We start from the raw sequence: 25,974 nt of genomic DNA, 5'->3' as shown, positions 1-25,974 counted from the left end.
ACCTTGCTTTGCCTTGGTCCGCTACTGGCGTCCCGCATCGACGCGACGATCCGATGACGCAACGGCCGGCCCGGCGCGCAACAGCTCACGCGGCGTGATACCCAGCAATCGTCCCATCCAGTGCGCCATGTGGCTCTGATGCGCAAAGCCGGTGTCGAGCGCGATCTGACTCGCGTTGAGCTTGCCCTCGCGCAGCAGCGTTGTCGCGCGCTCCACTCTGCGCTGCACCACGTACCGATGCACGGGCATGCCAAGCGTGGCGCGAAACAGCACCTTGAAATGCGGCACGCTCAAGCCGGCCTGCGCAGCGAGGTCGCTCAACGTGAGCCGCTGGTCCAGATGCGCTTCGATGAACTCGATCACCCGCGCGGCCGTCTTCGGCGCGAGCGTGCGCCGTCTGTCTTCGAGCGCCGCCGCACCGCCGATCAGGCGCACCACCATCGCCGTGCATAGACTCTCGGCGTAAAGCGGATCGGACGCATCGTCCGCTTCGAGTTCGGCGCGTAGCGCCCAGGCAAGATGCTGAAAGCGCGGGTCGCGCATCTGCAAGCGCGGGCGAAGTTGCGCGTCGCCTGACTTCAGCGCCAGTTGCTCGACCGTGCGTTGCGCGAAATCTTCGCCGAACCAGACGCTGAAAATCGTGCAGTTGGCGTCATCGCTCCATTGCCCGGCGAGTCCGGCCGGAATCACGTCGACGTCGCCGTGCGCCTGAATCCGCGTATGGCGGCGTTCGTCGCAAATACAGTGCGCGTTGACCGGCGCGCCGACATGCACGCCCACCCGATGATGGATGGACGCCGGCATCCGGTGCAGCCCCGCCGACACCTTGACCAGCTCCGCGCCGAAGCCCTGCCAGCCGAGCATCTTGCTGGAGTACACCGCGATGCGTGAACCGCGGTGCGGTTCTGGCTGCGATTGCGTCATGGGTGTCGCGACGTTCATGGCTTCCCTCGTGATTGGCGGCACAACGTACGTGCATTGTGCGGTTTTTTTCGCTGACATGCCTGGCGCTACGAGATTGCACGCGCAACGCCGCGTCGCCGGAAAAAACGATCATCCGGATCTGCGTGAATTCATCCTTGCCTGCGCGCGTGCCGATCGCCGCGTCCCTAACATGACGCCATGTGACGCCATACGCGTCGATCATCAAAGGAGCGCAACGTGTTCGTGATTCTTGGAGCAGCCGGCCATGTGGGCCGGATGAGTGCGACGGCATTGCGTCGCGCGGGCCATGCGGTGCGCGCGGTCGTGCGCGATGAGAAGCAAAGCGCACCGCTCGCGGCGATCGGCTGCGAGTTGGCCGTCGCCGATCTGAACGACGCAGCGTCGGTTGCGCGCGCAATCGACGGAGCGCACGCAGTGCAGATGCTGTGTCCGGTGCCGCGTGCGCACGCCGATCCCGCCGCGGCGATGCGGCACATGATCGAGTCCGGAGTCGCGGCATTGCGCGCCGCGCCGCCGCGACACGTACTCGCACTGTCCGACTACGGCGCCGAACATCCGGACGGCACGGGCATCACGACGCTCTTCCACTACCTCGAAACGCAACTGCGAACGGTCGATTCGCAACTGACGTTTCTGCGCTCCGCCGAGCACATGGACAACTGGGCTCGCGTGATGCCGGCGGCGCTCGAGCACGGCGTGCTGCCAAGCCTGCATCATCCGCTGGACAAGCGGTTTCCGACCGTCGCCGCGCAAGATGTGGGCTTGCTCGCGGCCGAGCTGCTGCTCGACGCAAGGCCTCCACGAATGGCGCCGCGCGTCGTGAGCATCGAAAGTCAAGAGCGCGTGACCGCGCTGGACGTGGCGCGCACGCTTGCGCGTGTGTCGGGCCGACCGATTGCGGCGCGAGAAGTGCCGCGTAGCGAATGGGCCGCGGTGCTTCATCGCGCCGGGCTCGGCGAGCGACACGCGCGCCTGATCATCGAGCTGTGCGATGCGCACAACGCGGGACGCATCGATGTTGAAGCTCATGTCAGCGAACGGCGCTTTGGCGCCACCACACTGGCGCAGGAGTTTGCGGCCATGATGCCGCGCGTGACCCAGGCCGCGCATGTGCCTGCGGTCCGGTGAACGGCAATCGCGACGGGAGAAGATCCATGCAGACCTGCCCCTTGCTGCGCACATCGCCCAGAAACGGATCGCGGAACAACGCGGCTCAGCGCCGCGCGCCAACGCGCGTGAAGGCCCGCGCACGCCGTTGGCTCGCGATATCGGCAACGCTCTCCGAATGGACGGGTTGGCGCGCGCTGCACGATCTGCTCAGCGCGATCCCCGACAGCAATGACGATTTCAGTCTGTTCTGAGCAGGCGCGCCGGCCCGGCTATTCGTTTTCGTCGAAGTAGTGACCGAACTTGAGCTGCTTGGTGCGGATATAGCGCTCGTTCTCCTCGCGCATCGGGATCGCCAGCGCGACCCGCTCGCACACCGGAATGCCGTGCCTCGACAGCGTGTCGAACTTCTCCGGATTGTTGCTCATCAGCCGCACCGAGGTGACCTTCAGCGTGCGCAGGATGCCCGCGGCCGAGTCGTATTCGCGCGAATCGTCGGGCAGGCCGAGATCGAGATTGGCCTCGACGGTATCGCGCCCCTGCTCCTGCAGCGCATAGGCGCGAATCTTGTTCGACAGACCGATGCCGCGCCCTTCATGGCCGCGCAGATAGAGCAGCACGCCGCAGCCTTCGGCCGCGATATAGCGCAAGGCGAGGTCGAGCTGCTCGCCGCAGTCGCAACGGTACGAGCCGAGCACGTCGCCCGTGAGGCATTCGGAGTGCAGCCGCGTCAACACGGATGACTGGTTGGCGACATCGCCCATCACGAGCGCGAGATGTTCGGCGCCGCTTTCGATCACGCGAAACACATAGGAAGTGAACGTGCCGTAGCGCGTGGGAAGCGTGGCAGTGGCATCGAGAACGACGCATTCGCCGTTGATGGCGCCGTCTGCTACTGGCGATGGATCGTGAGACGTGAGCATGGCGTTGGACAAAGGTGCTGACATGAACCCGATCAAACCGGGATTAAGGTATGGACTGGGAGTTTACCGCTAATCCGCGCGGCATACCTGTATGCCCTTGCATGGCGCACGGCGCGCTGCCCGCTGGTGCGCCGCCATGCCACTCGAATGCGCGACGCGCCACGCGCTATTTCCCGGTGTACTGCGCCCGCGCGACGCGCCTATACTGGAATGGCCTGTCCCTCACGACAGCGCGCCGCGTTGGCGTGCTGCACTGCGAAACGGAGCCGCTCCATGACAAGTGTTGCCCAGCTTCTTAAAACGAAACCGACCCACACCATTGTCTACACGATCGGCGCCGACGATTCCGTCTACGAGGCGATCCGGTTGATGGCCGAAAAAGGTATCGGCGCGCTGGTCGTGACGGACGGCGACAGCATCGCCGGCATCGTCACCGAGCGCGACTATGCACGCAAGATCGTGCTGATGGACCGTTCGTCGAAGGCCACGCCGGTGCGCGACATCATGACCAAGGCCGTGCGCTTCGTGCGCCCCGACCAGAGCATCGAGGACTGCATGGCCCTCATGACCGAGCGCCGCATGCGCCATCTTCCGGTGATCGAGAACGAACGGCTGGTCGGCATGGTGTCGATTGGCGACCTGGTGAAGAACATCATCGCCGAACAGCAGTTCACCATTCAGCAACTCGAGTTTTATATTCACGGCGAGCGGCTGTGACGCGCACGCCACGCTGAACGCCGCGCGACCTTCTGCGCCAATGCGCCAGAGCACCCAAAAAAAGCCCAATCTTCTGGAAGGTTGGGCGAAGCTACCTTGCGGCAGCGGAGGTTCCTTGCACTGGCAAGCGCGAGGTGCGAGGTGCGGGCCGCATCGCGCGGCGGGATGTTCGTGCGTGCGGCGCAGCGTGCGCATCGCGCTGGTCAGGTCACTTCACTTCGACTTCACGATGCGGCGAGAACTGGCATGTGCGCCATCGACCATCACGGCGCACACGCCATTGCTTTCACTCCATCCATCACTTCAAGTTGCTGACTGCGTTGCGATGTGACGCCCAGTACGACGTATGCGCCGCACATCATCGGTTACCACCGGAATACACACCCCGCGGATCGGTCATTGACCACCGAAATACACAGCTTGCGGACCGGTCATTGGTTGGGTCATGTGACCCGCTTCCGAGGAACCGCTCATCGGCGCGCCATAACCGCTTGTATTGGCGACCGGCTCGGTCTGCGCCATCGCGGGATTCTGTGCGTCAATGCGGCGCTCGGCTGCCTGGATATCGGCGGGATAGCTGACGTCGTTGGACGCGGCCGGGTTGTAGCCTGCCTGTTGAAGCCGAATCAGTTCGTTGCGAACATCCGCACGGCTCACCGGTTGCTGGCTCGACTGGGCGAACGAAGCGACCGGGGCCGCCAGCACGGCTGCAATGGCGACTGCCTTGATGAGCGATTTCATGATGATTTACCTCCAGAACTGTTCTACTTGACGTCGCTCTCCACGCTGCGTGAGAAGCGAGTGACTTCAGTCTAGTCAGCAGAACGAAGAGGGAAAACCCTAGATTTCGCGATACATAATTGCCTCGTCCAGAAGAATGCTTTATGACTCGCCCAGACATGCGATCGAAACAGCCGATTCGCGGTAATAGTTGTCGGCGCCGCCACCCTTTGCGTCTGACGTTTCGCAAATACATCCGATGTGAGTGGCTTTTGCCAGCACGCACCGCGCCGGCAACCAGTTCTGCGCACGTGTTCACGCCCTGGAATGCGGCGTCAGCAACAGCTTGCGCGGCCCGCTGACGAACGCGCTGCCTGGTTCGAAAAAGCGCAGCGGTCGATGCATCTCGCGCGACAAACCGATGCGCGTCGTCACGCCGACCGACGCCTCGCCCTGCTCGATCACGCCGATCCACAGGCCACGCCCCGTGCACAGATCGTGGCCGTCGAACGATGGGCCGATGCCGCGCGCCATCGTCAGCCGACCGGGCCCGCGGGCGAGATCGCGCAGCGGCGCGCCCGGACGGCGCGCCTCCATGAATGCGAGCCCTTCGAGCGGCTCGATCGCGCGAAACAGGATGCCGGCGCCCGTCTGCTCGGCTTCCGCGGACATGTTGAGCATGTACGAAAGTCCGTAGGTCAGCCGCACATAAGCGTGGCCGGGCGCGAGAAACATCGAGCCGTTATGGGGACGGCGGCCCATAAACGCATGGCTGGTCGAATCGCCGACCGGATATGCCTCGGTCTCGACGACCCGGCCACTGATGCGCCCTTCAGGCAGATCGTGCACGAGGTATTTGCCGATCATGAAACGCGCCAGTTCGATCGTATCGACCGGCAAATCGTCACGATGCAATGGCAGGATGGGAAGTCGCTGATTTCGCATGCGGTCGGCCCTGATTCTGGAAGCGCACTACGCGAGACGTGAAGAATGGCACGGAGGAACGCGGCAAAGCCCGGACAAAACGCGCAACTAGCGCGGAACAAATGCGGAACAAGTGCGGAACAAACGGGCAACAAGCGCGCAACCTCTGCGTCCCGCCGGCCGTCAACTGATCAGTTTCGCATCAGACGATACCGCGAGACAGCGCCATCAACCTGCCTCGATCGGCCGATTCGTTGTACCAAAACCTCACTTCCGTGCCACGTTGCATCAACATGGCACCAATTGAGGTATCGTGTGCTTCGGCCTGCAGCACGGCCTTGCGACGCATGAACGAATTCGCACGGCTGGCCGTATCCGTTCCATTCAGTACTGATCCGATGTATTCGTAGGTGCAGCACACCGTCCCCATCCGGGGAATTAGTCCTTAAGACAACAGGAGAAAATTGAATGAAAGCATTCCCGGCAATCAAGATGATCGGCGGCGCGCTGATCGTTCTGGCGTCCATCAATGCCTACGCACAAGATGCTGCCAGCCCGGCCGAAGCGATGGCGCCGAGCGCCAAGCAGGTTACCAAGGAGGCTCATGCAGCGGACCGCGCTCTGTCGAAAAAGGTCCGCAGCGCGCTGGCGAAGACGAAGGGCGTGAGTGTGGCGCACATCACGGTGCGCGCGCACAGCGGTGACGTGACGCTGGCCGGCTCGGTGCCTGAGCAGTCGCAGATCGACGCCGCGACGCAAGCTGCGCAAGGCGTGGCTGGCGTGAAGTCGGTCAAGAACGCGCTGACGATTCGTGCAGAGGGCGGCCAGTAACCTAGGTAGATCGGCTGTAGAGAAACATGCGGGCGCCCATGTCCGAACGAATGACATGAGCGCCCGCAGTCAGTTTGAACCGGTTTCCGGTTCGCCGCTGCGCATCGCGATCCATCCGGTACGTCCGCGCAGGCCACCGGAACCGCCCCACACTGCAACGCCCGAAGCGCGCCATCGCGTGCAACCGGTCCTGCAAGAAGGTCTTGCAAGCGGGTCTTACACGCAGGTCTCGCAAGAATAACCACCGCGATGCAAGTCGCAGCCCCCATCTTCAGCGTGCCGCGTCGCCCCATTGATCTGGCGCCGCGCCCGCTTCAAACTCGGGTGGCGTCCGTGTGCCCCAGTCGGCGAACAAGCATCAATAGGAAGCCCGAATGACCGCCCCCACGACCGTTCTGCCCCGCTGGACCCTGGCTGTGCCGTTCATCGCGTGGATCGTGCTCGGCGCCGCGTATGCGATGCCGGACAACGTACTGTTGCTCGTGCTGGTCGGCGTGGCGTTGTGTGCGGCCGTCTTCGCAGCGGTGCACCACGCGGAAGTGGTCGCGCATCGCATCGGCGAGCCGTTCGGCACGCTGGTGCTGGCGGTAGCTGTCACCGTGATCGAGGTGGCGTTGATCGTCTCGGTGATGCTGACCTCCGGCCCTGAAAAGGCCGGGCTGGCGCGCGACACGGTGTTCGCCGCGGTGATGATCGTGTGTAACGGGATCGTCGGCATTTGCGTGACGGTGGGCGGCATCCGGCATCTGGAGCAGGACTTTCAGAGCCGCGGCGCGGCGGCCGCGCTGGCGGTGCTCGCGTCGTTGTCGGTGCTGACGCTCGTCATGCCGAACTACACGATCACCAGTGTCGGGCCGATCCTGTCGCCTTCGCAACTGGCGTTCGCCGGGGTTTCGTCGCTGGTGCTGTATGGCGTGTTCGTATTCGTGCAGACCGTGCGCCATCGCGATTACTTCCTTGCCGACGTGCCCGACGAAGATGTCCATGCCGCGCCGCCGGGCGCCAGCCTCGCACTGCTAGCCAGCGTGTTGCTGCTGGTCTGCCTCGTCGCGGTGGTGCTGCTCGCGAAGGTGCTGTCGCCGGTCGTGGAAGTCGCGGTCCAGAAAGCGGGCGCGCCGCCGGCGGTGGTCGGTATCGTGATCGCCTCGCTGGTGCTGTTGCCCGAAGGGCTGGCCGCGGTGCGCGCGGCGCGCGCCGATCGCCTGCAGAACAGCCTGAATCTCGCGCTCGGTTCGGCGCTGGCCAGTATCGGCCTGACTATTCCGACCGTCGCCGGCGTGTTTCTCGCCACCGGTCAGCCGCTCGTGCTCGGCATCAACGGCAAGGAAACCGTGTTGCTCGCGCTCACGCTGGTGGTCGCCACGCTCACGCTCAGCACCGGACGCACGACGATTCTGCAAGGCGCGGTGCATCTGTCGCTGTTCGCAGCGTATCTGTTTCTGTCGTTCGCGCCGTGAGGTGGCGTGGCGTGGCGTGGCGTGACGTGACGTGGCGTGATGTGACGTGACGTGACGTGACGTGACGTGGCGTGGCGTGAGGCCATGCGCCCACTACGCTGCGCCGGCCTACTCTTGCCAATGCGCGGCGATCCAGTCGCGGAACAGATTCAGCTTCTGCTGATGCGCGACTGACTCCGGATAGACGAAGTAATAGCGCCAGCCAGTCTTGAGCACCGTATCGAACGGCCGCACCAGCCGCTTCGCCGCGACGTCCTCGTCGATCAGCGCGAGATCGCTGATGGCGACGCCGAAGCCTTGCAATGCGGCGTTGGTCGCCATGTCGAGCGTGTCGAAGCTCGGGCCGAGTTCGGCGTCGACCGCTCCAGCATTCGCCGCATCCAGCTCGGTCACCCTGGCGAGCCACGTCTTCCAGTCGCGATGATCGCGCGTCGGATGGAGCAGCGTGTGGCGCGCCAGATCGCTCACGTGAGCGAGCGGCTTGTCCTTCAGCAGATCGGGCGCGCAAACCGGCGTCAGACGCTCCTCGAACAACGGCACCGCCTGCACGTCCGCACCCGGTGACGATCCGTAGATGATCGCCGCGTCGAACGGCTCGCTCTGGAAATCGACATCGTGTTGCCAGGTCGTGGTGATCTGCACATGCAGATCCGGGTATTCGCCCTGGAAGCGCATGATCTTCGGCAGCATCCAGCGCATCACGCAGGTCGGCACTTTCAGCGCGAGGTCGGTGCGCTGCCGCGTGAGCCGCAGCGAAATCTCCTCGATGCGCGCGAAGCTCTCCTTGACGGCCGGCAGCAGCATTTCGCCTTCGGCGGTCAGCGTCAAACCTTTCGCGTGACGCTTGAAGAGCGGGAACTTGTAGTAGTCCTCGAGCGCGATGATCTGCCGGCTGACCGCGCCTTGCGTCAGGCACAGATGGTCGGCGGCGCGCGTGAAGCTGCGATGGCGCGCGACGGTTTCGAAAATCTGCAGCGCGTTGAGCGGCGGAAGACGTCGCATCGGGTTATCCAGAATCAGAAAAAATCATTGCGCGGACGGCCCGGCGAAGATCGCCGGACACGCCCGTGAAGCCCACAGGATACGCGATCCGAATTGGCCGCACGAGATGCCTGCGGGCCGCCGCGCATGCATCCGGCTCATGCGGTCGTCCGGCGAGCGGGCGGCGCGCCGCGGCCCGCACCCCGGCGGCGCGCAACGCCGGCGCGAACGCACCAGAACCGAGCTTTGCTCATACCTGGGCGTGGACCACGACGCCCCGACGATGCCTGGACGTTAACCCGCATGCGCCACTGCCCCGGCGTTCCCGACAGTTGGCCGCGATCCGCCACGAACGCTCGCGCGAGAGCCCGAGCATGAGCTTACGTCATGCCGCCCATGCGGATATTTCGTTTGGCGCTGGATTTTGGCAAACCTACAGTGCATCCACACACGAGGCATCCGGCAATCGACGTGTGGCGGGCGGTGGGCAAACGCGCAACGCAGATCGGCGATGCGGCGACAGCGGTCACGGCGAATATCACGAGGCAACAGGCGTTCAACACAAGGAGACCGCCATGCAAGAGATCAAACGCGGTAGAAGGCAGGCCATCAAGACGATCGGTGCGGCGCTCGCGGCATCCACGTTGCCGATGCCGTTCATCAACCTGAGAGCGGCGGAACAGAACTTCAGCGGCAAGACCTTGCGTTTGCTGACCTGGTCGGACGATACCGGCGCGGCCGCGCTACGCAATATCGCCGCCACCTTCACGGCGAAGACCGGCGCGAAGGTGATCGCCGATCGCGCCGACGGCACCTCCGGCATGGTCGCCAAGGTCAAGGCCGCGGGCGAGCGCCCCACGTACGACGTCATCACGCTGGCCGGCGTCGGCGCGGCGGGCCTCGGCGACGCCGGCCTGCTGATGAAGCCCGATCTCGACAGGCTGCCGAACCTGAAGGAAGTCGCGCCGCAGTATCGCACCGGCGCGAACGGCTTCGGCATCGGCTATCTGTTGTGGTCGGACGGCTTGATCTACAACACGGCGACGGTCAAAAGCGCACCGACCTCGTATGAAGCACTGTGGGATCCGAAGTACGCCGGCCGCGTGTTCCTGCCGCCGCCCGAATGGGCCGAAGCGGTCGACCTCGCGATCATCGCCGCGAAGATGAACGGCGGCTCGCAACAGAACATCGAGCCGGGCTTCAAAAAGCTGATGCAACTGAAAGACCACGTGATGACGCTCGGCGAGAATCCGAACCAGGTGGCCGATCTGTTCCGCACCGGTTCGCTCGATATCGGCGGCATCTATTCGCCGGCGTTCTTCCCCGATCAGATCCGCAAGCCCGAGTACAAGATGGGCGTGACCTACGGCATGAAGGAAGGCTTCGCCACGCAATTGATGTTCACGGTGATCCCCAAGTCGCATCCGGGCGACAGCGATCTGATCCACGCCTTCATCAATCACTCACTCGACGCGGGCGTGCAAGGCCGCATGGCCGCCGACGTGCTGAATGGCCCGGTCAATTCGAAAGCGACAATTCCCGCCGCGAGCCGCGCGTTCGTGCCGAGCCCACAGCAGATCGCCGAGAAAGCCGTGCTGCATGACGACAAGGCACTCGCGGCCGTGCAGCCGGCATGGATCAAGCGCTACACCGAAATCTTCGCGGCATGACGATGATGCTCGCGCGCTTTTCGCGGCGTGGCTCATCGGCGTCGGATGCGTCTGCGGATGCGGCTGCGGACGTGGCGTCGGATGCAGCGTCGGCTGCAGCGTCGGCTGCAACGTCGGCTGCAACGTCGGCTGCGGCGTTGGTACCGGGCTCCGGACCGACGCCCGGTGTAGCCTGTGGCGCATCGGACCAACGCGCGGCCACGGCCGGCGCGAAAGCGCGGCCGTGGTTGTTGCTCACGCCGATCCTGCTGTTTCTCGCCGTCCTCGGCGCGGCCGCGCTCGTCGTGCTGCGCATGAGCTTCGGCACGCAAGGCAACGAATGGCGTGGCTTCACGCTGCAAAACTATGCCGACCTGCTCGATGGCTACTTCATCAAGTCGTTGTGGCTCACGTTGAGACTCGCGTTTCAAAGCATGATCTGCGCGGTGCTGCTGGCGATTCCCGTCGCCTTGGCGATGGCGCGCACCCAGTCGCGGCTCGCGCGACGGCTGCTGCTCGCCGGCGTACTGCTGCCGCTGCTCGTCAATCTGCTGCTGCAAGGCTACGGCTGGCTGATCATTCTCGGGCCGGCCGGCTTGCTCAATCATGCGCTGCTCGCGAGCGGCCTCGTGCAGCGTCCGGTGATGTGGTTGTATCGCGAGCATGGCGTGCTGCTCGGACTGATCCAGACGGCGTTTCCGCTCGCCGTGCTGCCGCTGTCGAGTGCGTTGCGCGCGGTCTCGACCGCCTATGAAGAAGCCGCCGCGACGCTAGGCGCGACGCGCTGGCAAACGCTGCGTCACGTGCTGCTGCCGCTCGCGATGCCCGGCCTCGTATCCGGTGCGCTGCTGGTGTTCGCGTACAACGCGAGTGCGTTCGCCGTGCCGTTGCTGCTTGGCGGACGCCGCGTGCCGATGCTCGCCGTGCTGGTTCACGACCAGGTCGCGCCACTGCTCAACTGGCCGGCGGCTTCCGCATCGGGCGTCGTGCTGATGGTCGCCACACTCACGGTGATGGCGCTTTCGCAGCGGCTCGTGCGCCGTACCGAGCGACTCGCCGGAGGGCCTCACGCATGAGCACGCCACTTCGCACCCCGGGCCTGCCGCAAGGTCCAGGTCCAGGTCCAGGTTCAGGTCCAGGTTCAGGTCCAGGTCCAGGTTCAGGTCCAGGTTCAGGTCCAGGTTCAGGTCCAGGTTCAGGTCCAGCGCGTTCGCCACGTTCGTCACTCCTGCCGCGTCTATCGAGCACGATGCCCGGCCAGCTCGGCAAGGTCACCGCGCTCGCCGCCGCGATCGTGCTGTTCCTCGCCGCGCTGCCGATCCTCACGATGATCGCAATGTCGTTCAGCGCGGCCGACACGCTGGAATTTCCGCCGCACGCATACGGCCTGCACTGGTATCGCGCGGCGTGGCACAGCTTCGTGTCGCCGGACGCGAGCGACACGCTGTCGATGGGCGCCGCGCTGACCACGAGCCTCGTCGTCGCGCTCTCGACGATGCTGATCGCTACGCTCGTCTCGGTGCCCGCCGCCTATGCGCTCTCGCGCTACCGCTTTCGCGGCAAGCCCGTGGTCGAGCAGCTGGTCGCGTTGCCGCTCGTCTATCCGCTGGTGATGCTCGGCCTGTCCCTGTTGCTCGTGTTCAACGTGCTGCCGGTCGAACTCGGCGTAGGCCGCCTGATCATCGCGCACGTGATTCTGGCGCTGCCGTTCACGGTGAAGAACTGCGCGGCGTCGGTCGCGTCGATCGGCCCGGAGTTCGAGGAAGCCGCCTGTGTGATGGGCGCGAGCCCCGGCCGCGCGCTCGTCGACGTGGTCTTGCCGTTGATGCGCCCCGGCATTCTGGCCGGCATGCTGTTCGCGTTCATCGTGTCGTTCAACGAGTTCACGGTGACCTTCTTCCTGTACAGCATCGATACGATGACGCTGCCGGTGTGGCTGTACAGCCGCACGGTGTCATCGCTCGATCCGACCGTGTTCTGTTTCGCCGTCGTCATCGTGGCGATCGACTTCGCGCTGATCTGGCTGCTCGAAAAGCTGATCGGCGACGAAGGGGTCGCGCTTTGAGCGCGCCCACTGCACGCGCACTCACGACGACACATTGCTGGAGCATCCGATGACCCATCTAACGTTGCAGGCCGTAACCCGCCGCTTCGGCGCGATCCATGCCGTCGACAGCGTCGATCTGAACGTGCCCGACGGCAAGCTGGTCTGCTTTCTCGGCCCGTCCGGCTGCGGCAAGACCACGCTGCTGCGGATGATCGCCGGGCTCGAGACGCCGAGTTCGGGCAGCATCCACTTCGCCGGCCGCGACATCACGCGACTGCCCGCCAATCAGCGCGACTTCGGCATGGTGTTCCAGTCGCTCGCGCTGTTTCCGCACATGACGGTCGCACAGAACGTCGCCTATCCGCTGAAGCTGCGCAAGGTTGCGAAGGACCAGCAGACGCGCCGCGTCGCCGAACTGCTGGAGCTGATCCAGCTGCCGCACATGGCGAACCGGCCGGTCACGCAGCTATCGGGCGGCCAGCGCCAGCGTGTCGCGATCGCGCGTGCGATCGCATCGCAGCCGCAACTGCTCCTGCTCGACGAACCGCTGTCCGCGCTCGACGCCAAGCTGCGCGAAGCGATGCAGGTGGAAATCCGCCTGCTGCAGCAACGCCTCGGCATCACGACGATCATGGTCACGCACGACCAGCGCGAAGCGATGACGATGGCCGATGAAATCGTCGTGATGGAGAAAGGACGCATCGCCCAGGTCGGCAAGCCGCTCGATATCTATCGCGATCCGGTCAGCGAGTTCGTCGCCGACTTCATCGGGCTCGGCAATATCCTGCCGGTCACCTGCGATGGCGCTGGCGGCGTGAATCTGCCGGGCGGCCGGCGCATCGCCGTCGCGCAGAGTGCGCGCGTGCCGGAACTCAGTACCGACATCCGCTTGCTGATCCGGCCGGAAGACATCTGCGTGAAGGCGGCGTCCGATACCGCCGGCCCGAACCAGCTGGCCGGCACGGTCACGTTTATTCGCGACGTCGGCGCGTCGCTCGAAGCCACCATCGATTGCACGGGCTTCACGCTGACCGCCGCGACCACGCCGCGCGAAACGCCCGGGCTCATGCCCGGCATGCCGGTGCTGGCGGAATTGCCGCCGCACGCATGCAAGCTGATCGCCGCACGCGCCGCGCACTGAACCACGCATTGAACCACGCACTGAACCGCCCATTGGACCGCGCACTGAACCACGCATTGAACCACTCGCACTGAAGCCGCTTATCGCAACCCATTCCAATACCGACGTTTTCGACAGAGGACCCATCATGAATCAGCGCCCCGCTACCCGCTCTTCCACTCGCCGCATGTTTGCCACGCTCGCCGCGACGCTCGCGTTCACCGGCCTCGGCGCGCTCTGCGCATTGCCGACGCCCGCCCATGCCGATGCGCTCGACAGCATCGCGAAGTCGGGCACGGTACGCATCGGCGTGTTCGAGGACTACCCGCCGTTCGGCTCGATCGGTCCGGACATGAAGCCGATGGGCTACGACATCGATGTCGCCAATCTGCTCGGCAAGGCGCTCAACGCCAAGGTCGAACTCGTGCCGGTTACGGGCGACAACCGCATGGCCTACCTCGCGGACCATAAGGCCGACATGCTGCTGTCCGTCGGCCAGACGCCGGAGCGCGAAAAGGTGATCGACTTCTCGCAGCCGTACGCGCCTTACTACCTCGCGGTGTTCGGCCCGAAATCGCTGCCCGTGAAAAACGCCGCCGACCTGGCCGGCAAGTCGATCTCGGTCGCGCGTGGCACGCTGGAAGATCTGAGCGTCACCAAGATCGCGCCGCCGAGCGCCAACATCAAACGTTTCGACGATCCGAACGGCGCAATTTCGGCGTTTCTTTCTGGTCAGGTACAGTTGATGGTAGTCGGCAACGACGTCGGTGCCACGATTCTCGCGCGTCATCCGGCCAACGATCCGGAGCAGAAGTTTTCGCTGTTCAGTTCGCCGGATCACGTCGGCCTGAACAAGAACGAACCGCGCCTGAAGCAGAAAGTCGACGAGACGATTGCCAAGGCTCGCACGGACGGCACGATGAACGCGATCTCGCAGAAGTGGCTGCGTGCGCCGCTGCCGGCCGACCTCTAAACCTTTTTTTGCGCGAATCGCCACGCGGGTCTCCAAAGGGGCTTGCTTCGGGGCGCCCCCAGGGGGACATCCCCGGGGCGCTCCTGCGAGGCTTCCAGTGGGGCGTTCGCGGCGGAGTCTGAACATACATGAGCGCCACACCATGACTTATGCGTTCGATTTCAGCGGCTTCGGCCTCTATGCGGGGATGCTGGCGCGCGGCGTCGCCGTGACCCTCGGGCTCACCGCCGTCTCCACCGTGCTTGGCGGGCTGGTCGGGATTGGCGGCGCGAGCATCGCGGTGGCCGGGCCGAAATGGGCGCGCTGGGTGGTGGCGAGTTACGTGGAGCTGATCCGCAATACGCCGTTCATCGTGCAGCTGTTTTTCGTGTTCTTCGGCTTGCCGAGCCTCGGCATCCATATCGACGAAATCCAGGCGGCGATTCTGGCGATGACCGTCAATCTCGGTGCATACGCGATCGAGATCGTGCGCGCCGGCATCGATTCGATTCCGCGCGGCCAGGTCCAGGCGGCGCACGCGCTCGGCCTGCACGGACGGCAGGTGTTTCGTTATGTCGTGCTGCCGCAGGCGCTCGCCAATGTGTTCCCCGCGCTGCTCAGCCAGGTGCTGATCGTGATGCTCGGCTCGGCGGTGGTGTCGCAGATCTCGGTGCCCGATCTGACCTATGCGGCCAACTTCATCCAGTCGCGCAACTTCCGCTCGTTCGAGAGCTACGTGATCATCACCGCGACCTATCTGCTGATGTCGATCGTATTGCGGCAGATCCTCAACCGGTTCGGACGCCGCCTGTTCGCGGGCCGGCTCGCACGCGGCGCCGACAGCGCGCCGTCCCGCTGGCGCACCCGCCTCACGTGGCGCGGCGCCCGCACCCTGCCGACGGAGCGTTGATCATGGTCGAATTCACGCTGTGGGACATCGCCCGCAATCTGTTGCTTGCCGCGCGCTGGACGGTGCTGCTGTCGTTGATCGCGTTCGTCGGCGGCGGCCTGGTCGGCCTGTTGCTGCTCGCGATGCGCGTCTCGCCGATCGCGTGGCTGCGCCGCATCGTCGTCCTGTATGTGGAAGTGTTTCAGGGCACGCCGCTGCTGATGCAGCTGTTTCTCGCGTTCTTCGGTCTGCCTTTGCTTGGCGTCGACGTATCGCCGTGGGTCGCGGCCACCGTCACGTTGACGCTTTATACCAGCGCATATCTGGTCGATATCTGGCGCGGTTGCGTGGAAGCCGTGCCGCGCGGCCAGTGGGCCGCGGGCGCGAGTCTCGGCATGACGTTCAGCCAGCAGTTGCGCTATATCGTGTGGCCGCAGGCGTTGAAGATCGGCGTCGCGCCAACGGTCGGTTTTCTCGTGCAGGTGGTGAAAAGCACCGCGCTCGCGTCGATCATCGGCTTCACCGAATTGACCAAGACCGGCACCATGATCACCAACGCCGCGTTCCGCCCGTTTCCGATCTACGGCATGGTCGCGATGATTTACTTCGCGATGTGCTTCCCGTTGACGTGGTATGCGCGCGTGCTCGAAAAGCGCCAGAAGATCGGGCAGCATCGTTGACGCCTAGCGAGCCGCTTGCGTCGACTTGCGCAGTTTCGCCACCTCGGCCGCAGTCACCGCTGGCGCACCGTTGTTCCAGCCGGCCCGCATGAAGCTGAGCACGTCGGCGATCTGCTGGTCATCGAGCACCGGCGCGAACCTGGGCATCGGAAACGCCGCCGGAACACCGCCGATCACCAGCTCGCCAGTGCCGTTCAAGGTGACGTTGATCAACGACGACGGGTCCTTCTCCAGCACGTTCGGATTGCCAGCCAACGGCGCCAGCATCGGCGCGAAGCCGCGTCCGTCGACGCCATGACAGTGCATGCAATACGCCGTATAGACACGCGCGCCGGCATCGCTCGCGGGACGGTTCAACGACACTCTGGTCGCTTGCGCGATCGTACGTGTAAGGCGGCGCACCGCTGCCGCCCGCCGGCGGCAATGACTTCAGATACGTCGTCATCGCCGCGACGTCGGCGTCGGTCATGGCTTGCGTGCTGTTGTTGATGACGCTGGTCATCGAACCGAATGACGACGCGTGCCGATTCGCGCCGGTCTTCAGGAACATCTGCAAATCATGATCGTTCCAGCGACCCAGCCCGACGTTGTGCTCGCCCGTCAGGTTCGCCGCGAACCAGCCGTCGAGCGCGGCGCCGGTCAGGAACGCACTGCCGCTCTCATCGAGCGCCTGCTCCTGGAACGCGATGCCGCGCGGCGTATGACACGAACCGCAGTGCCCGAGCCCCTGAACGAGGTAGGCGCCGCGATTCCATGCGCCATCCTTGCCCGGCTTGTCCTGATAGGCGCCCTTCTGCAGAAACGCGATGTTCCAGAGCTTCAGCGGCCAGCGCATGTTCAACGGCCATCCGATGTCCGGCTCGCGGTTCGCTTGCCGCACCGGCGCCACGTCACTCATGAAGAACGCGTATAGCGCCTTCATGTCGTCGTCGTTGACCTTCGCGTAGGACGGATACGGCATCGCCGGGTACAGGTTGTGGCCATCTTTCGCGACGCCCTCGCGCATCGCCCGGGCAAAGTCCTCTTCCGTATAGTTGCCGATGCCGGTCTGCGGGTCGGGCGTGATGTTGGTGGTGTAGATCTGGCCCATCGGCGTGCTCATCGGCAGGCCGCCCGCGAACGGCTTGCCTTTCGACGCGGTATGACAGGCGACGCAATCGCCGAGCTTCGCCAGATAGGCACCGCGTTGCACCGGCGCCGGGTCCATCTGCGCAGCGGCCGCATGAACCGGCGCCTGTGCGAAGAACGGCAGCGCTATGCATAACGCTGCGCCGAAACCCTTCAGTGTGTTTTTCATGACCGGGCTCCCGTCAGGCGGTTTGCAATTGGCGGCCGACCGGCAATTGCCGCAGCCGCTTGCCGGTGGCCGCGTAAATCGCGTTGGTCAAAGCGGGCGCGAGCGCCGCCGTGCCAGGTTCGCCGATCCCGCCTGGCGCCTCGCTGCTCTTCACGAGATGCACGTCGATCGGCGGCGTCTGATCGATGCGCAGCATCCTGTAGTCCGTGAAATTGTTCTGCTCGACGCGGCCGTCCTTGATCGTGATCTCGCCATACAGCGCCGCCGTGATGCCGAAAATGATGCCGCCCTGCACCTGCGCTTCGATCGTGTTCGGATTGACCGCCATGCCGCAATCGACCGCGCACACGACCCGCTTGACCGCGACCTCGCCCTGGTCGACCGCGACATCGACGACGATCGCAAAGAAGCTGCCGAACGCGTGCATCACCGACACGCCCCGCCCTTGCCTTTTCGGCAACGCACTGCCCCAACCCGCCGCCTGCGCGGCTTCGTTGAGCACATTGAGCGCGCGTGGTGTTTTGCCCAGCAAGTCCTGACGGTATTTGACCGGATCGATCTTCGCCTGCGCGGCGAGTTCGTCGATGAAGCTCTCCACCACGAAGGTGCCGCGCGTCGGCCCCACGCCGCGCCAGAACGCGGTGGGTATCGCGTGCGGTTCCTGGCGCACATAGTCGATCAGCTGGTTCGGAAAGTCGTAAGGCAGGTCCGCGGCGACTTCCACGGCGTCGGGGTCGAGGCCGTTCCTGAACGCGGGCGGCGCGAAACGCGCGAGGATCGACGAACCGACGATCCGATGCTGCCACGCGATCGGCTTGCCGTTCGCGTCGAGCCCGGCCGAAATTTTGTCGTAGTAGTACGGCCGGTACATGTCGTGCTGAATATCTTCTTCGCGCGTCCACAGCACCTTCACCGGCGTCGATACCTGCTTGCCGATCTTGACCGCCTGCGTGACCATGTCGAACTCGAGCCGCCGGCCGAAGCCGCCGCCGATCAGATGGTTGTGCACGACGATCTTGTCCGCGGGCAGCCCGGTGACCGCCACCGCGGCGTCCACCACCCGCGTCGGCACTTGCGAGCCGAGCCAGATTTCGCAGCCGTCGGCGCGCACGTGCACCGTGCAATTGACGGGCTCCATCGTCGCGTGTGCGAGGAACGGCTGCTGATACACCGCGTCGACGCGCGACTTCGCATTTGAAAATGCCTTGCCGACATCGCCGTCTTTACGCGCAACCGCGCCGTTGCGCTGTGAAGCATGGGCGAGATCGTCGACGATCTGCTTCATCGAAAGGTTCGCGCCCGCGCCTTCGTTCCACTTGATATCGAGCGCTTGCACGCCACGCTTTGCGGCCCACGTATGCTCGCCGATCACCGCGACCGCGTTGTCGAGCTTGACGACCTGGCGCACGCCGGGAATCTTCTTCGCGTTGGTATCGTCGACGCTCGCCAGCGTCCCGCCGAACACCGGGCAGTTCGCGATCGCCGCGTAGACCATGCCGGGCACCCGCACGTCCAGCCCGAACAGCGCGGTGCCATCCACCTTCTCCGGCGAGTCGAGGCGCTTCACCGGCGTGCCGATCAGCCTGAAATCTTTCGCGTCTTTCAACGGCACGTTCTGCGGCGCGGGCAGCGTGGCCGCGGCCTGCGCAAGTTGACCATAGCCGATGCTGCGATTGCTGGCCGCGTGTATCACCTGCCCGGCCTGCGCGTGACAGCTCGCCGGATCGACCTGCCATTGCTGCGCGGCCGCGTTGATCAACAGGATGCGCGCGGTGGCGCCGGCGCGGCGCATTGGCTCCCACGCAAAGCGGATCGATGTCGATCCGCCGGTGAGTTGGCCGCCGAGCAGCGGGTCCTTGAAGAGCTTTTCGTTGGGCGGCGCGTGATCGACCGTGACCGCGTCGAGCGGCACTTCGAGTTCTTCGGCAATCAGCATCGGAATCGATGTATAAACGCCCTGGCCCATTTCGACCTTCGGAATCACCAGCGTGACCTTGCCCGCGGTGTCGATCTGGATGAACGCGTTCGGCGCGAACACGCCGCCTTGCGGCGCTTCGATCGCATCGCCGCCGATCACCGATTTGCCAGCCTTCTGATCCTGGCTCGCGGCCGGCATGCTGAAGCCGAGCAGCAGGCCGCCGCCAGCCGCCGCGCCCACCGTCACGCCGAACGTCAGAAAGGCGCGGCGCGAGACACCGCCTGCGCGACCTTTCGATGACTGCGCGCCGTTCTGTGCATCGAGCAATCCCTGGGACATGTCAAACCCCCTTCGCGGCTTGCTTGATCGCCGCGCGGATGCGGTTGTACGTCCCACAGCGGCAGATGTTGCCGGCCATCGCGGCGTCGATATCCGCGTCGGTGGGATTGGGGTTGCTCGTGAGCAGCGACGCCGCCGACATCACCTGTCCCGACTGACAGTAGCCGCATTGCACGACGTCCAGTTGACGCCATGCCTGCTGCACCTTCTGCCCCGCGGGCGTGGTGCCGACTGCTTCGATCGTCGTGATTTTCCTGTTGCCGACTGCCGCCGCCGGCAGCACGCACGAACGCACCGCGACGCCATCGAGATGCACGGTGCATGCACCGCATTGGGCGATGCCGCAACCGAACTTGGTGCCGGTCAGGCCGACGAGATCGCGTAAGACCCATAACAGGGGCATGTCGGGTGGCGCGTCGACGGTGTGGATCTGACCGTTGATATTGAACGTTGTCATGAGCGGCTCCGGGTGGGACTTATTGTTGGTGAGGCTGTTTAGACAGGGACATCGAACCAAAACTTGAAGACTTGCTGTTTTCATTCAGCAAACCGAACTAATATGCGGCGCGATTGGCTTACGGTTGCAACACGCGCCGGAACAGAACGGCAAATTGTAGCCATGGAAAAGGAAATTCGCTTTGTACGTGAACGCGGCCGGCCGGCGTGAGAGATCTTGCGGACGCCTCGCGCGAGGTTGAAACGGCAGTCGGATCATTGGGTTACCATCGACGCATCGGCGTATCGGCGTATCGGCGTATCGGCGTATCCGTGCATCGGCGCGAGGCGGCGCGCTTCGCGCGAATACGCGATGCCTTGTTCAATCAATGGCGGGCGAGTTTGTTAGCATGACCTGAATGTGTAAGCTGAAGACACAAGCGGCCGGATCGATCCGACTGTGTGACCCGGATACATGAGCCGATTGCCCGGCTCGATCCAGCCAGACTATCCGAAGGAGCAGCACGATGAACGACCAGCAATGCACTCAATTCCTCTCGGACATTCGCAGACCGCTACTGGCGCTGCATAAGGCCATACTCGATCACGAACGCGTCGTGTATGAAAAGGAATTCGGCCCGGTGACACCCGCGGCGTTTCTGCAAGTGCTCATCAACGGTTCCGGGTTTCGCTGGCTCACGCCGCTTTCAACGGTCATTGCAAGCGTCGATGAAATCCTCGACGACAAGGAAGCCGACGCCGCCGACCGGCTCGCCGCGGCCGAAGCCGTCACCGGTCTGTTCTCGCCCGATCTGCCGGACAATCTGTTTCTGCCGCGCTACCTGCCGTTGTTGCAGGCCGATCCGGCGATCCTGCATCACCATGGCGAAGTGTCGCAACTGCTGCGCGGGGCTCAGGCGAAGTAGGCTGGAGCGCGCCGGCTCGGTCGCCTGAGTCCGATCGGCATGGTGCGAGTGTTCTTGCACTTGCACTTGCACCTGCACCTGCACTCGCACTCGCACTCGCACTCGCACTCGCACGGCGAACGATACGCCGCACACACCGGGCGCAGCGACGCATCGCAACAGCGATCGCGCCGCCTGCTCCCGAATTTCCTCACCATTGAAACGTCGGCTGGCGACCACCGAAGTAGGGGCCGCCCGAATGCGGCACTCGCTCACGGCAGACGAATGACCCGGTGTTCCGGCTTCCGCCCACACAAAATCCCCTTGTTTCAGGCTCATTCATGCTCGATTCGTCAGCATGCGAGTTTCCGACGCCGCGAGCGAGTCATTCAAACGGTCCCGCATGTCGCCCGCCTGGCAAAATGCCTGGCTTTGCTGAATAAAACAAAGGTGAGCTTCTGCGGGAGACATGCAAAGCCACCTACGAAAAGCCGCCCAGCACGCCGCGCGTTCCCCTGCTAAGGTAAGCGCACTCTCTCGCGATGCTCACCGCTATGCAAAACTGGCCGCTCCCCGAAAGCTATACGTTCCGCGATCAAACCGTGCGCTATCACGTCACCGGCAATGGCCCGCCGCTGGTGCTGGTTCACGGCACACCGTTCTCATCGTATGTGTGGCATCGCATCGCCCCGCATCTGGCGCACACGCGCACGGTCTATTACTACGACCTGCTCGGCTACGGTCGCTCGACGCAATGCGATGGCCAGGACGTGTCGCTCGGCATACAGAATGTGTTGCTGGCGGAACTGCTCGCGCATTGGAAGCTGCGCAGTCCGGACGTCATCGCGCATGATTTCGGCGGTGCGACGTCGTTACGTGCGCATCTGCTCGATCAGTGCGAGTACCGCAGTCTCACGCTGATCGATCCGGTCGCGGTCGCACCGTGGGGTTCGCCGTTCGTGCAGCATGTGCGCCAATACAGCGATGCGTTCACCGGACTGCCACCATACATCCACGAAGCGGTAGTGAAGGCATATCTGCGCGGCGCGATCGCCCGCGCGATTCCGGACGAGGAACTCGCGCCTTACGTGATGCCGTGGCTCGGCGCCACCGGACAAGCCGCGTTCTACCGACAGATCGCGCAGATGGATCAGCGCTACACCGATGAAGTCGAGGCGCGTTACGCGCAGTTGCGCTGCCCGGTGCAGATTCTGTGGGGCGAACAGGACCAGTGGATCCCGCTCGAACGCGGTCGTCAACTGGCCCGCGCGATACCGGCGGCGCACTTTCAGGCCGTGCCGCGTGCCGGCCACCTGATGCAGGAAGACGCGCCGGAAGCAATTGTCGCCGCGGCGCTGCGGTGGTTCCGCGGTGATTCGCCGTCGTGACGCAATGGCTCGAACGACGGCGCGTGACTAGCCGCGCCCTTGTGGCAAATACGGCAGCGGATCGATCGGCTTGCCGTCGCGGCGCAACTCGAAGCCCACGGACACGCGCGAGTTGTTTTCGTCGCCCATCTCCGCGATCTGCTGGCCCTGCCGAACGATGTCGCCGGTTTTGACCAGCAGCTTGCGGTTGTGCGAGTAGGCGGTCAAAAAGTCCTTGTTGTGCTGGACGATGATCAGACTGCCATAGCTGTTCAAACCGGTGCCGGCATACATCACTCTACCGTCGGCCGCGGCGCGCACCGGATCGCCCGGCTTGCCGCCGATTTCGATGCCGCGCGTTTCGCCCGGCTGGAATGCTTCGACCACGCGGCCGCCTGCGGGCCAGGCCAGCGCTACGCCCTTCGCGTGCCGCTCGGTCTGCTGCGTGACTTCACGCGCCTGTTCGGCGGAAAGTGCCGGCGACGCGGATTGCGCCGAGGCCGCCCCTTGCTGTGTCGTTGTAGACGCTTGCTGCGTCGTTGTAGACGCTTGCTGCGCCGCCGACGCGGAATTTGCCGCCCTGGCGGCCGCCGCCGCATTGGCCGCATTGGCCGCCCTGGCGGCCGCCGCCGCATTGGCCGCATTGACTGCCCGCACCGTGTCGGGCGATGCGACATGCAGCACCTGCCCCAACTTCAAACGCGACGATGCCTTCAGGCCGTTCCACGACTGCAACTGTTTGACGCTGCAATGATGACGCTGCGCGATGCGTGCCAACGTATCGCCACGCTTGACGCGATAAACGAGCGGCGGTGACTTTTTGAGCGACGTGCCCCCGTCGGCGCCGGTCGTGGTCGGCGTAGCAGCCGAAGCGGCATTGGCGTCCTGTCCTGCCGCCGGATTCGTCGCCGCCGCGCCGGACGCAGCGGCCGAAGCCGACGCCACGTCGCTCTGCCCGCCTTGCGGCCCCAGGTTCGCGCAGCCGCTCACCGCTAGCGCAATCCACGCGCCGGCCAGACCGGCCATCATCGTTCTGTCGAAACGCTTTCCCATCTTGTTCGACTCCTGCTCTATTCTTGGGCGCGCCGGATGCCGCCCCGTCGCACGCGAGGTGCGCGGTCTTGCGTCACGCGGCCTGATTCGTGACACGGCGAGGCCGCCTCGCGCAGCGCTCGCGTTGTGTCCAGCGGGGCAATCCAGTCTCGCCAACTTCTCGCTGCTATCGGAACGCCGTGTGTCCAGCATTTCGAATAGCCGATCCACCGCGAAAAAATCGGATTGCCGATTAAAATTCCAGCCGAATTGTAAAGTGGGTTTTAATAAAATCGCCCCGCCCCACACACTCTGATACAAACATTACGCACCGTATTGCCGACGTCCGTTGCACCCGCAACGACCGCCCCGCGATGCGCGCCACGGCTGATGCGGCAAGGCCGTGATGGCGGTCGTCGAGGGTTGCCGGCGGCGGCTCACACACGCATGCGCGCAACCGCACCGCATCTGGGTCGCGCAGTGCGATTCGCAAAGCGACTCCCGAGGTCCGGGCTTCCGCGTGCGCAAACATCGCAAGGCTGCAACCGTTGCATCAGCGGGTTCGGCAATCGACGACGCCCGCGCGTTGGCGCGATAGCGCCTGCATTAACGGCAGCACGCCACGAAAACTTGAATCGCCACCCATCAAGGCGGCAAGCGCAGGAAAGAGTGCATCGGCGCGCGGCCGGACCGACGCCGGTCCGGTTCGACAACGCGAGGGCCAAGCGCGGGCGAGCTAGCTAGCTGTAGTACTGCCCTTCGTACTTCACGTAGCCCACCGGATGATGTGTGAAGTGCAGCACCGGCAAGACGGGATTGGTATTGTCCTCGGTCGGATAGGCGCTGGCTTCGGGGATATATTCGCCTTGCGCCTCGATCGGCTGGCCGGCCTGAAGGCCGGGGATTTCCTGCGGCAGTCCTTCGTTGTCGCCGAAACGCACGGCGACGAAAACGTCGGTGCCCACCAGGTTCTGCGTCCCGCCCTCGAACTTCAGCACCTTGTCGATGTGGATCACGAAGTGCTGGTGATTGGCGCCGTGGTGATTTTCCGGGCTGTCGAATACCTTGCTGATGGTGCCTTGCACGCAAGCGAGCGGTGCGCCCAGCGAATGAACGTAGCGATGATGCGGAAGGATCTGTGTCGCGCGATTGCTCATGAAGTCTCCGTGAAAGGAAGCAGCTGGTCTGCAGCGAACGTGACGCGCGCCGCCTGGCGGCGGCGCGATACCGTTTGAGCGAGCCATCGCACGCGAGTTCATTGCTTCGATCAATGCCCGCTGTCCAGATGCGCCATCTGCATGTCGTCGTAGCGCGTGCCGGCCACGGCATCGGGGGGAATCGCCGCTTCGATGCGCGCGAGGTCATCGGCGCTCGGCGTCAGGGCTTCAGCGGCAAGCGCATCGGTCAACTGCGCCGCGCCGCCCCGGTAACCTGGCGCGCGACCAAACGCAACCGCGTGCCGCCGTGAAGCGCCTAGAACTTATGCCGGATCGCCGCGCGCACGACGACCTGCCTGGACGTCGACGACGGCGACTGCGTGCCGGGTATGAACGCGTTGTCGAGAATCGAAAAGGTCGGGTCGCCGGTGATCTGCTGATATTCGCCTTGCAGATAGACGTCGGTGCGCTTGGACAGGTTGTAGTCCGCCATCAGGCCGAACGTGTGAATGCGCGGCTTCACGCCGCCGTTCGACGCATCGTAGGTTTCCATCGTGTACACGTACTGCATGCCGACGAACAGCATCGGCGAAATCTGGTATTTGCCGTTCACCTCGAAGTTCTGATACTTCAGCGAGTTCAGCAGCACGCCCGGCGGCACGAGCGGCGTATCGCCGAGATAGCCGTTGCCGGTCGGGGCCAGATAGTTCGAATTGGTATAGACGAAGCCGGCCATCGCCGGGCCGAACGTGTAGGTAATGCCGCCGCCGAACACGCGCATGCGGGCCGCGATGAACCCCGCGTCGTTCGCACTGATCGCGCCATTCGGGCCGCTGCCGGGATTGTTGGCCTGCAGATACGCCGCGGCCACCAGCAAGCCGCCGTAGGCGTATTGGCCGCCTATGCTGTACGCGCGATTGTTCGCGAACCCGGTGGCGTTGCTGAAGCTGTAGGCGCCGCCGAACTGGAAGCCGGAGATCGACGGGCTGGCGTACTTGACCGTGTTGTTCAGGCGAAAGGTGTTGTTGGTGTTGTCGTTGTCGAGCGGATGCGAGAACAGCAGACCGGCCCAACTGCCGTTGGCCGTGGTCGGCGCCAGATAGTCGACCAGCGAATCGTACTGCCGGCCGAACGTCAGGCTGCCGTAGTATTCCGAGCTCAAGCCGACGAACGCCTGACGGCCGAACATCCGGCCGCCCTGGTTGAGCCGCCCGGAACTCAGATCGAAACCATTTTCGAGCAGGAAGATCGCTTTCAGACCGCCGCCGAGTTCCTCGGCCCCTTTCAGGCCCCAGCGGCTGCCTTGCGCAAAACCGCTCGCCAGTTCATAGACATGTCCGCGGCCGACATTGTTGGTGTAGTTGATGCCTTCATCAAGCACGCCATACAGCGTGACACTGGTCTGTGCCTGGGCTGGCGCGGCGGATATGACAAACACGGCGGCAAGCACGGTGGCAAGCACGGCGGCGGACACAGCGGCAGAGACAGCCAGCGCGAACACTTGCTTGTTCATGAAGATCTCCCTGCACTCGAGTGACGGGGACAACTCGAGCCGCCACTTTCTTCTTGATTCCTTGCGCTT

Annotated in this window: 25 protein-coding genes and 1 pseudogene; 14 read left to right on the top strand and 12 right to left on the bottom strand. The window is 64.3% G+C overall.

The genetic code is table 11. From position 1 onward, the window contains the following. Positions 1–21 precede the first annotated feature (21 nt). Positions 22–942: a helix-turn-helix domain-containing protein gene (locus tag BN2475_RS11030; RefSeq protein ID WP_094779564.1), complete on the bottom strand. Its 921-nt coding sequence runs from the start codon at positions 940–942 to the stop codon at positions 22–24. Positions 943–1,161: 219 nt separating this feature from the next. Between BN2475_RS11030 and BN2475_RS11025 the strand changes: the two genes are divergently transcribed. Both BN2475_RS11025 and BN2475_RS11020 read left to right on the top strand, forming a co-directional pair. Continuing rightward, positions 1,162–2,073 (top strand): NmrA family NAD(P)-binding protein, encoded by a 912-nt coding sequence (locus BN2475_RS11025; RefSeq protein WP_094779563.1) that lies wholly within the window; start codon positions 1,162–1,164, stop codon positions 2,071–2,073. Next, positions 2,070–2,306 carry a hypothetical protein gene (locus BN2475_RS11020; RefSeq protein ID WP_143325770.1) on the top strand — a complete coding sequence of 79 codons (237 nt, stop codon included), beginning with the start codon at positions 2,070–2,072 and terminating at the stop codon, positions 2,304–2,306. Before BN2475_RS11025 ends, BN2475_RS11020 begins: the two co-directional genes overlap by 4 nt. Before the next feature lie 18 nt (positions 2,307–2,324). Here the strand turns inward: BN2475_RS11020 and ribA are convergent, their stop codons facing one another. Then, complete coding sequence (ribA, locus tag BN2475_RS11015; RefSeq protein WP_094779561.1) at positions 2,325–2,975, bottom strand: GTP cyclohydrolase II; 651 nt, start codon at positions 2,973–2,975, stop codon at positions 2,325–2,327. Between the two features lie 273 nt (positions 2,976–3,248). Here ribA and BN2475_RS11010 point away from each other — a divergent pair, with 273 nt between their 5' ends. Beyond that, positions 3,249–3,692, top strand: coding sequence for a CBS domain-containing protein (locus tag BN2475_RS11010; protein WP_094779560.1), 444 nt, complete (start codon positions 3,249–3,251; stop codon positions 3,690–3,692). A 396-nt stretch (positions 3,693–4,088) separates the two neighbouring features. Here BN2475_RS11010 and BN2475_RS11005 read toward each other — a convergent pair whose 3' ends face one another. Together BN2475_RS11005 and BN2475_RS11000 are read right to left on the bottom strand one after the other, a co-directional pair. Next, a complete protein-coding gene (locus BN2475_RS11005) occupies positions 4,089–4,433 on the bottom strand; it encodes a DUF4148 domain-containing protein (RefSeq protein WP_094779559.1) in 345 nt (114 codons plus the stop codon). A 294-nt stretch (positions 4,434–4,727) separates the two neighbouring features. After that, a complete protein-coding gene (locus BN2475_RS11000; RefSeq protein WP_094779558.1) occupies positions 4,728–5,357 on the bottom strand; it encodes a DNA-3-methyladenine glycosylase in 630 nt (209 codons plus the stop codon). A 447-nt stretch (positions 5,358–5,804) separates the two neighbouring features. Here BN2475_RS11000 and BN2475_RS10990 point away from each other — a divergent pair, with 447 nt between their 5' ends. Beyond that, positions 5,805–6,167, top strand: coding sequence for a BON domain-containing protein (locus BN2475_RS10990; RefSeq protein WP_094779556.1), 363 nt, complete (start codon positions 5,805–5,807; stop codon positions 6,165–6,167). Between the two features lie 374 nt (positions 6,168–6,541). After that, complete coding sequence (locus tag BN2475_RS10980; RefSeq protein WP_094779554.1) at positions 6,542–7,624, top strand: calcium:cation antiporter; 1,083 nt, start codon at positions 6,542–6,544, stop codon at positions 7,622–7,624. A 108-nt stretch (positions 7,625–7,732) separates the two neighbouring features. On the opposite strand, the gene BN2475_RS10975 is transcribed toward BN2475_RS10980, so the two are convergent. Then, on the bottom strand, positions 7,733–8,626 hold the full coding sequence (locus BN2475_RS10975; RefSeq protein ID WP_094779553.1) for a LysR substrate-binding domain-containing protein: 894 nt from the start codon (positions 8,624–8,626) through the stop codon (positions 7,733–7,735). 554 nt (positions 8,627–9,180) lie between these two features. Here BN2475_RS10975 and BN2475_RS10970 point away from each other — a divergent pair. The 7 genes from BN2475_RS10970 to BN2475_RS10940 all read left to right on the top strand — a co-directional run bounded on the left by BN2475_RS10970 (position 9,181) and on the right by BN2475_RS10940 (position 15,942). Then, positions 9,181–10,275, top strand: coding sequence for an ABC transporter substrate-binding protein (locus BN2475_RS10970; RefSeq protein WP_094779588.1), 1,095 nt, complete (start codon positions 9,181–9,183; stop codon positions 10,273–10,275). Next, positions 10,272–11,330, top strand: a complete 1,059-nt coding sequence (locus BN2475_RS10965; protein ID WP_174641930.1) for an ABC transporter permease — start codon at positions 10,272–10,274, stop codon at positions 11,328–11,330. Before BN2475_RS10970 ends, BN2475_RS10965 begins: the two co-directional genes overlap by 4 nt. Before the next feature lie 173 nt (positions 11,331–11,503). Then, the gene (locus BN2475_RS10960) at positions 11,504–12,319 is read left to right on the top strand and encodes an ABC transporter permease (RefSeq protein ID WP_245841260.1); all 816 of its coding nucleotides are present in this window, start codon (positions 11,504–11,506) and stop codon (positions 12,317–12,319) included. Positions 12,320–12,368: 49 nt separating this feature from the next. After that, positions 12,369–13,442, top strand: a complete 1,074-nt coding sequence (locus BN2475_RS10955; protein WP_094779585.1) for an ABC transporter ATP-binding protein — start codon at positions 12,369–12,371, stop codon at positions 13,440–13,442. A gap of 127 nt (positions 13,443–13,569) precedes the next feature. Continuing rightward, positions 13,570–14,394 carry a transporter substrate-binding domain-containing protein gene (locus BN2475_RS10950; protein WP_094779552.1) on the top strand — a complete coding sequence of 275 codons (825 nt, stop codon included), beginning with the start codon at positions 13,570–13,572 and terminating at the stop codon, positions 14,392–14,394. Positions 14,395–14,536: 142 nt separating this feature from the next. Then, positions 14,537–15,283 carry an amino acid ABC transporter permease gene (locus BN2475_RS10945; protein WP_094779551.1) on the top strand — a complete coding sequence of 249 codons (747 nt, stop codon included), beginning with the start codon at positions 14,537–14,539 and terminating at the stop codon, positions 15,281–15,283. Between the two features lie 2 nt (positions 15,284–15,285). Continuing rightward, on the top strand, positions 15,286–15,942 hold the full coding sequence (locus tag BN2475_RS10940) for an amino acid ABC transporter permease (protein WP_094779550.1): 657 nt from the start codon (positions 15,286–15,288) through the stop codon (positions 15,940–15,942). Between the two features lie 3 nt (positions 15,943–15,945). Here the strand turns inward: BN2475_RS10940 and BN2475_RS10935 are convergent. From BN2475_RS10935 to BN2475_RS10925, 3 genes and pseudogenes are all read right to left on the bottom strand, one after another. Further along, positions 15,946–17,239: pseudogene (locus BN2475_RS10935) on the bottom strand (c-type cytochrome). Between the two features lie 13 nt (positions 17,240–17,252). Continuing rightward, the gene (locus BN2475_RS10930) at positions 17,253–19,496 is read right to left on the bottom strand and encodes a xanthine dehydrogenase family protein molybdopterin-binding subunit (RefSeq protein ID WP_094779549.1); all 2,244 of its coding nucleotides are present in this window, start codon (positions 19,494–19,496) and stop codon (positions 17,253–17,255) included. A gap of 1 nt (position 19,497) precedes the next feature. Continuing rightward, the gene (locus BN2475_RS10925; protein ID WP_094779548.1) at positions 19,498–19,953 is read right to left on the bottom strand and encodes a (2Fe-2S)-binding protein; all 456 of its coding nucleotides are present in this window, start codon (positions 19,951–19,953) and stop codon (positions 19,498–19,500) included. A gap of 505 nt (positions 19,954–20,458) precedes the next feature. Between BN2475_RS10925 and BN2475_RS10920 the strand changes: the two genes are divergently transcribed. Both BN2475_RS10920 and BN2475_RS10915 read left to right on the top strand, forming a co-directional pair. Continuing rightward, positions 20,459–20,857 carry a hypothetical protein gene (locus tag BN2475_RS10920; RefSeq protein WP_094779547.1) on the top strand — a complete coding sequence of 133 codons (399 nt, stop codon included), beginning with the start codon at positions 20,459–20,461 and terminating at the stop codon, positions 20,855–20,857. A gap of 533 nt (positions 20,858–21,390) precedes the next feature. Continuing rightward, positions 21,391–22,224, top strand: a complete 834-nt coding sequence (locus BN2475_RS10915) for an alpha/beta fold hydrolase (protein ID WP_094779584.1) — start codon at positions 21,391–21,393, stop codon at positions 22,222–22,224. 27 nt (positions 22,225–22,251) lie between these two features. Here BN2475_RS10915 and BN2475_RS10910 read toward each other — a convergent pair whose 3' ends face one another. The 4 genes from BN2475_RS10910 to BN2475_RS10890 form a co-directional block, all read right to left on the bottom strand. After that, the gene (locus BN2475_RS10910; protein WP_094779546.1) at positions 22,252–23,256 is read right to left on the bottom strand and encodes a M23 family metallopeptidase; all 1,005 of its coding nucleotides are present in this window, start codon (positions 23,254–23,256) and stop codon (positions 22,252–22,254) included. A 719-nt stretch (positions 23,257–23,975) separates the two neighbouring features. Next, positions 23,976–24,392 (bottom strand): hypothetical protein, encoded by a 417-nt coding sequence (locus tag BN2475_RS10900; RefSeq protein WP_094779544.1) that lies wholly within the window; start codon positions 24,390–24,392, stop codon positions 23,976–23,978. A gap of 110 nt (positions 24,393–24,502) precedes the next feature. Beyond that, positions 24,503–24,643 (bottom strand): hypothetical protein, encoded by a 141-nt coding sequence (locus BN2475_RS34240; protein ID WP_159444545.1) that lies wholly within the window; start codon positions 24,641–24,643, stop codon positions 24,503–24,505. A gap of 65 nt (positions 24,644–24,708) precedes the next feature. Continuing rightward, entirely contained in the window at positions 24,709–25,905 is a 1,197-nt protein-coding gene (locus BN2475_RS10890) for a porin (RefSeq protein ID WP_094779542.1), read from the bottom strand. Between the last annotated feature and the right edge of the window lie 69 nt (positions 25,906–25,974).

Origin of the sequence: Paraburkholderia ribeironis, assembly GCF_900019265.1 — a bacterium.
In the GTDB taxonomy this organism is placed as follows: Bacteria; Pseudomonadota; Gammaproteobacteria; order Burkholderiales; family Burkholderiaceae; genus Paraburkholderia; species Paraburkholderia ribeironis.
This window is presented reverse-complemented; position numbering and strand designations above follow the sequence as displayed.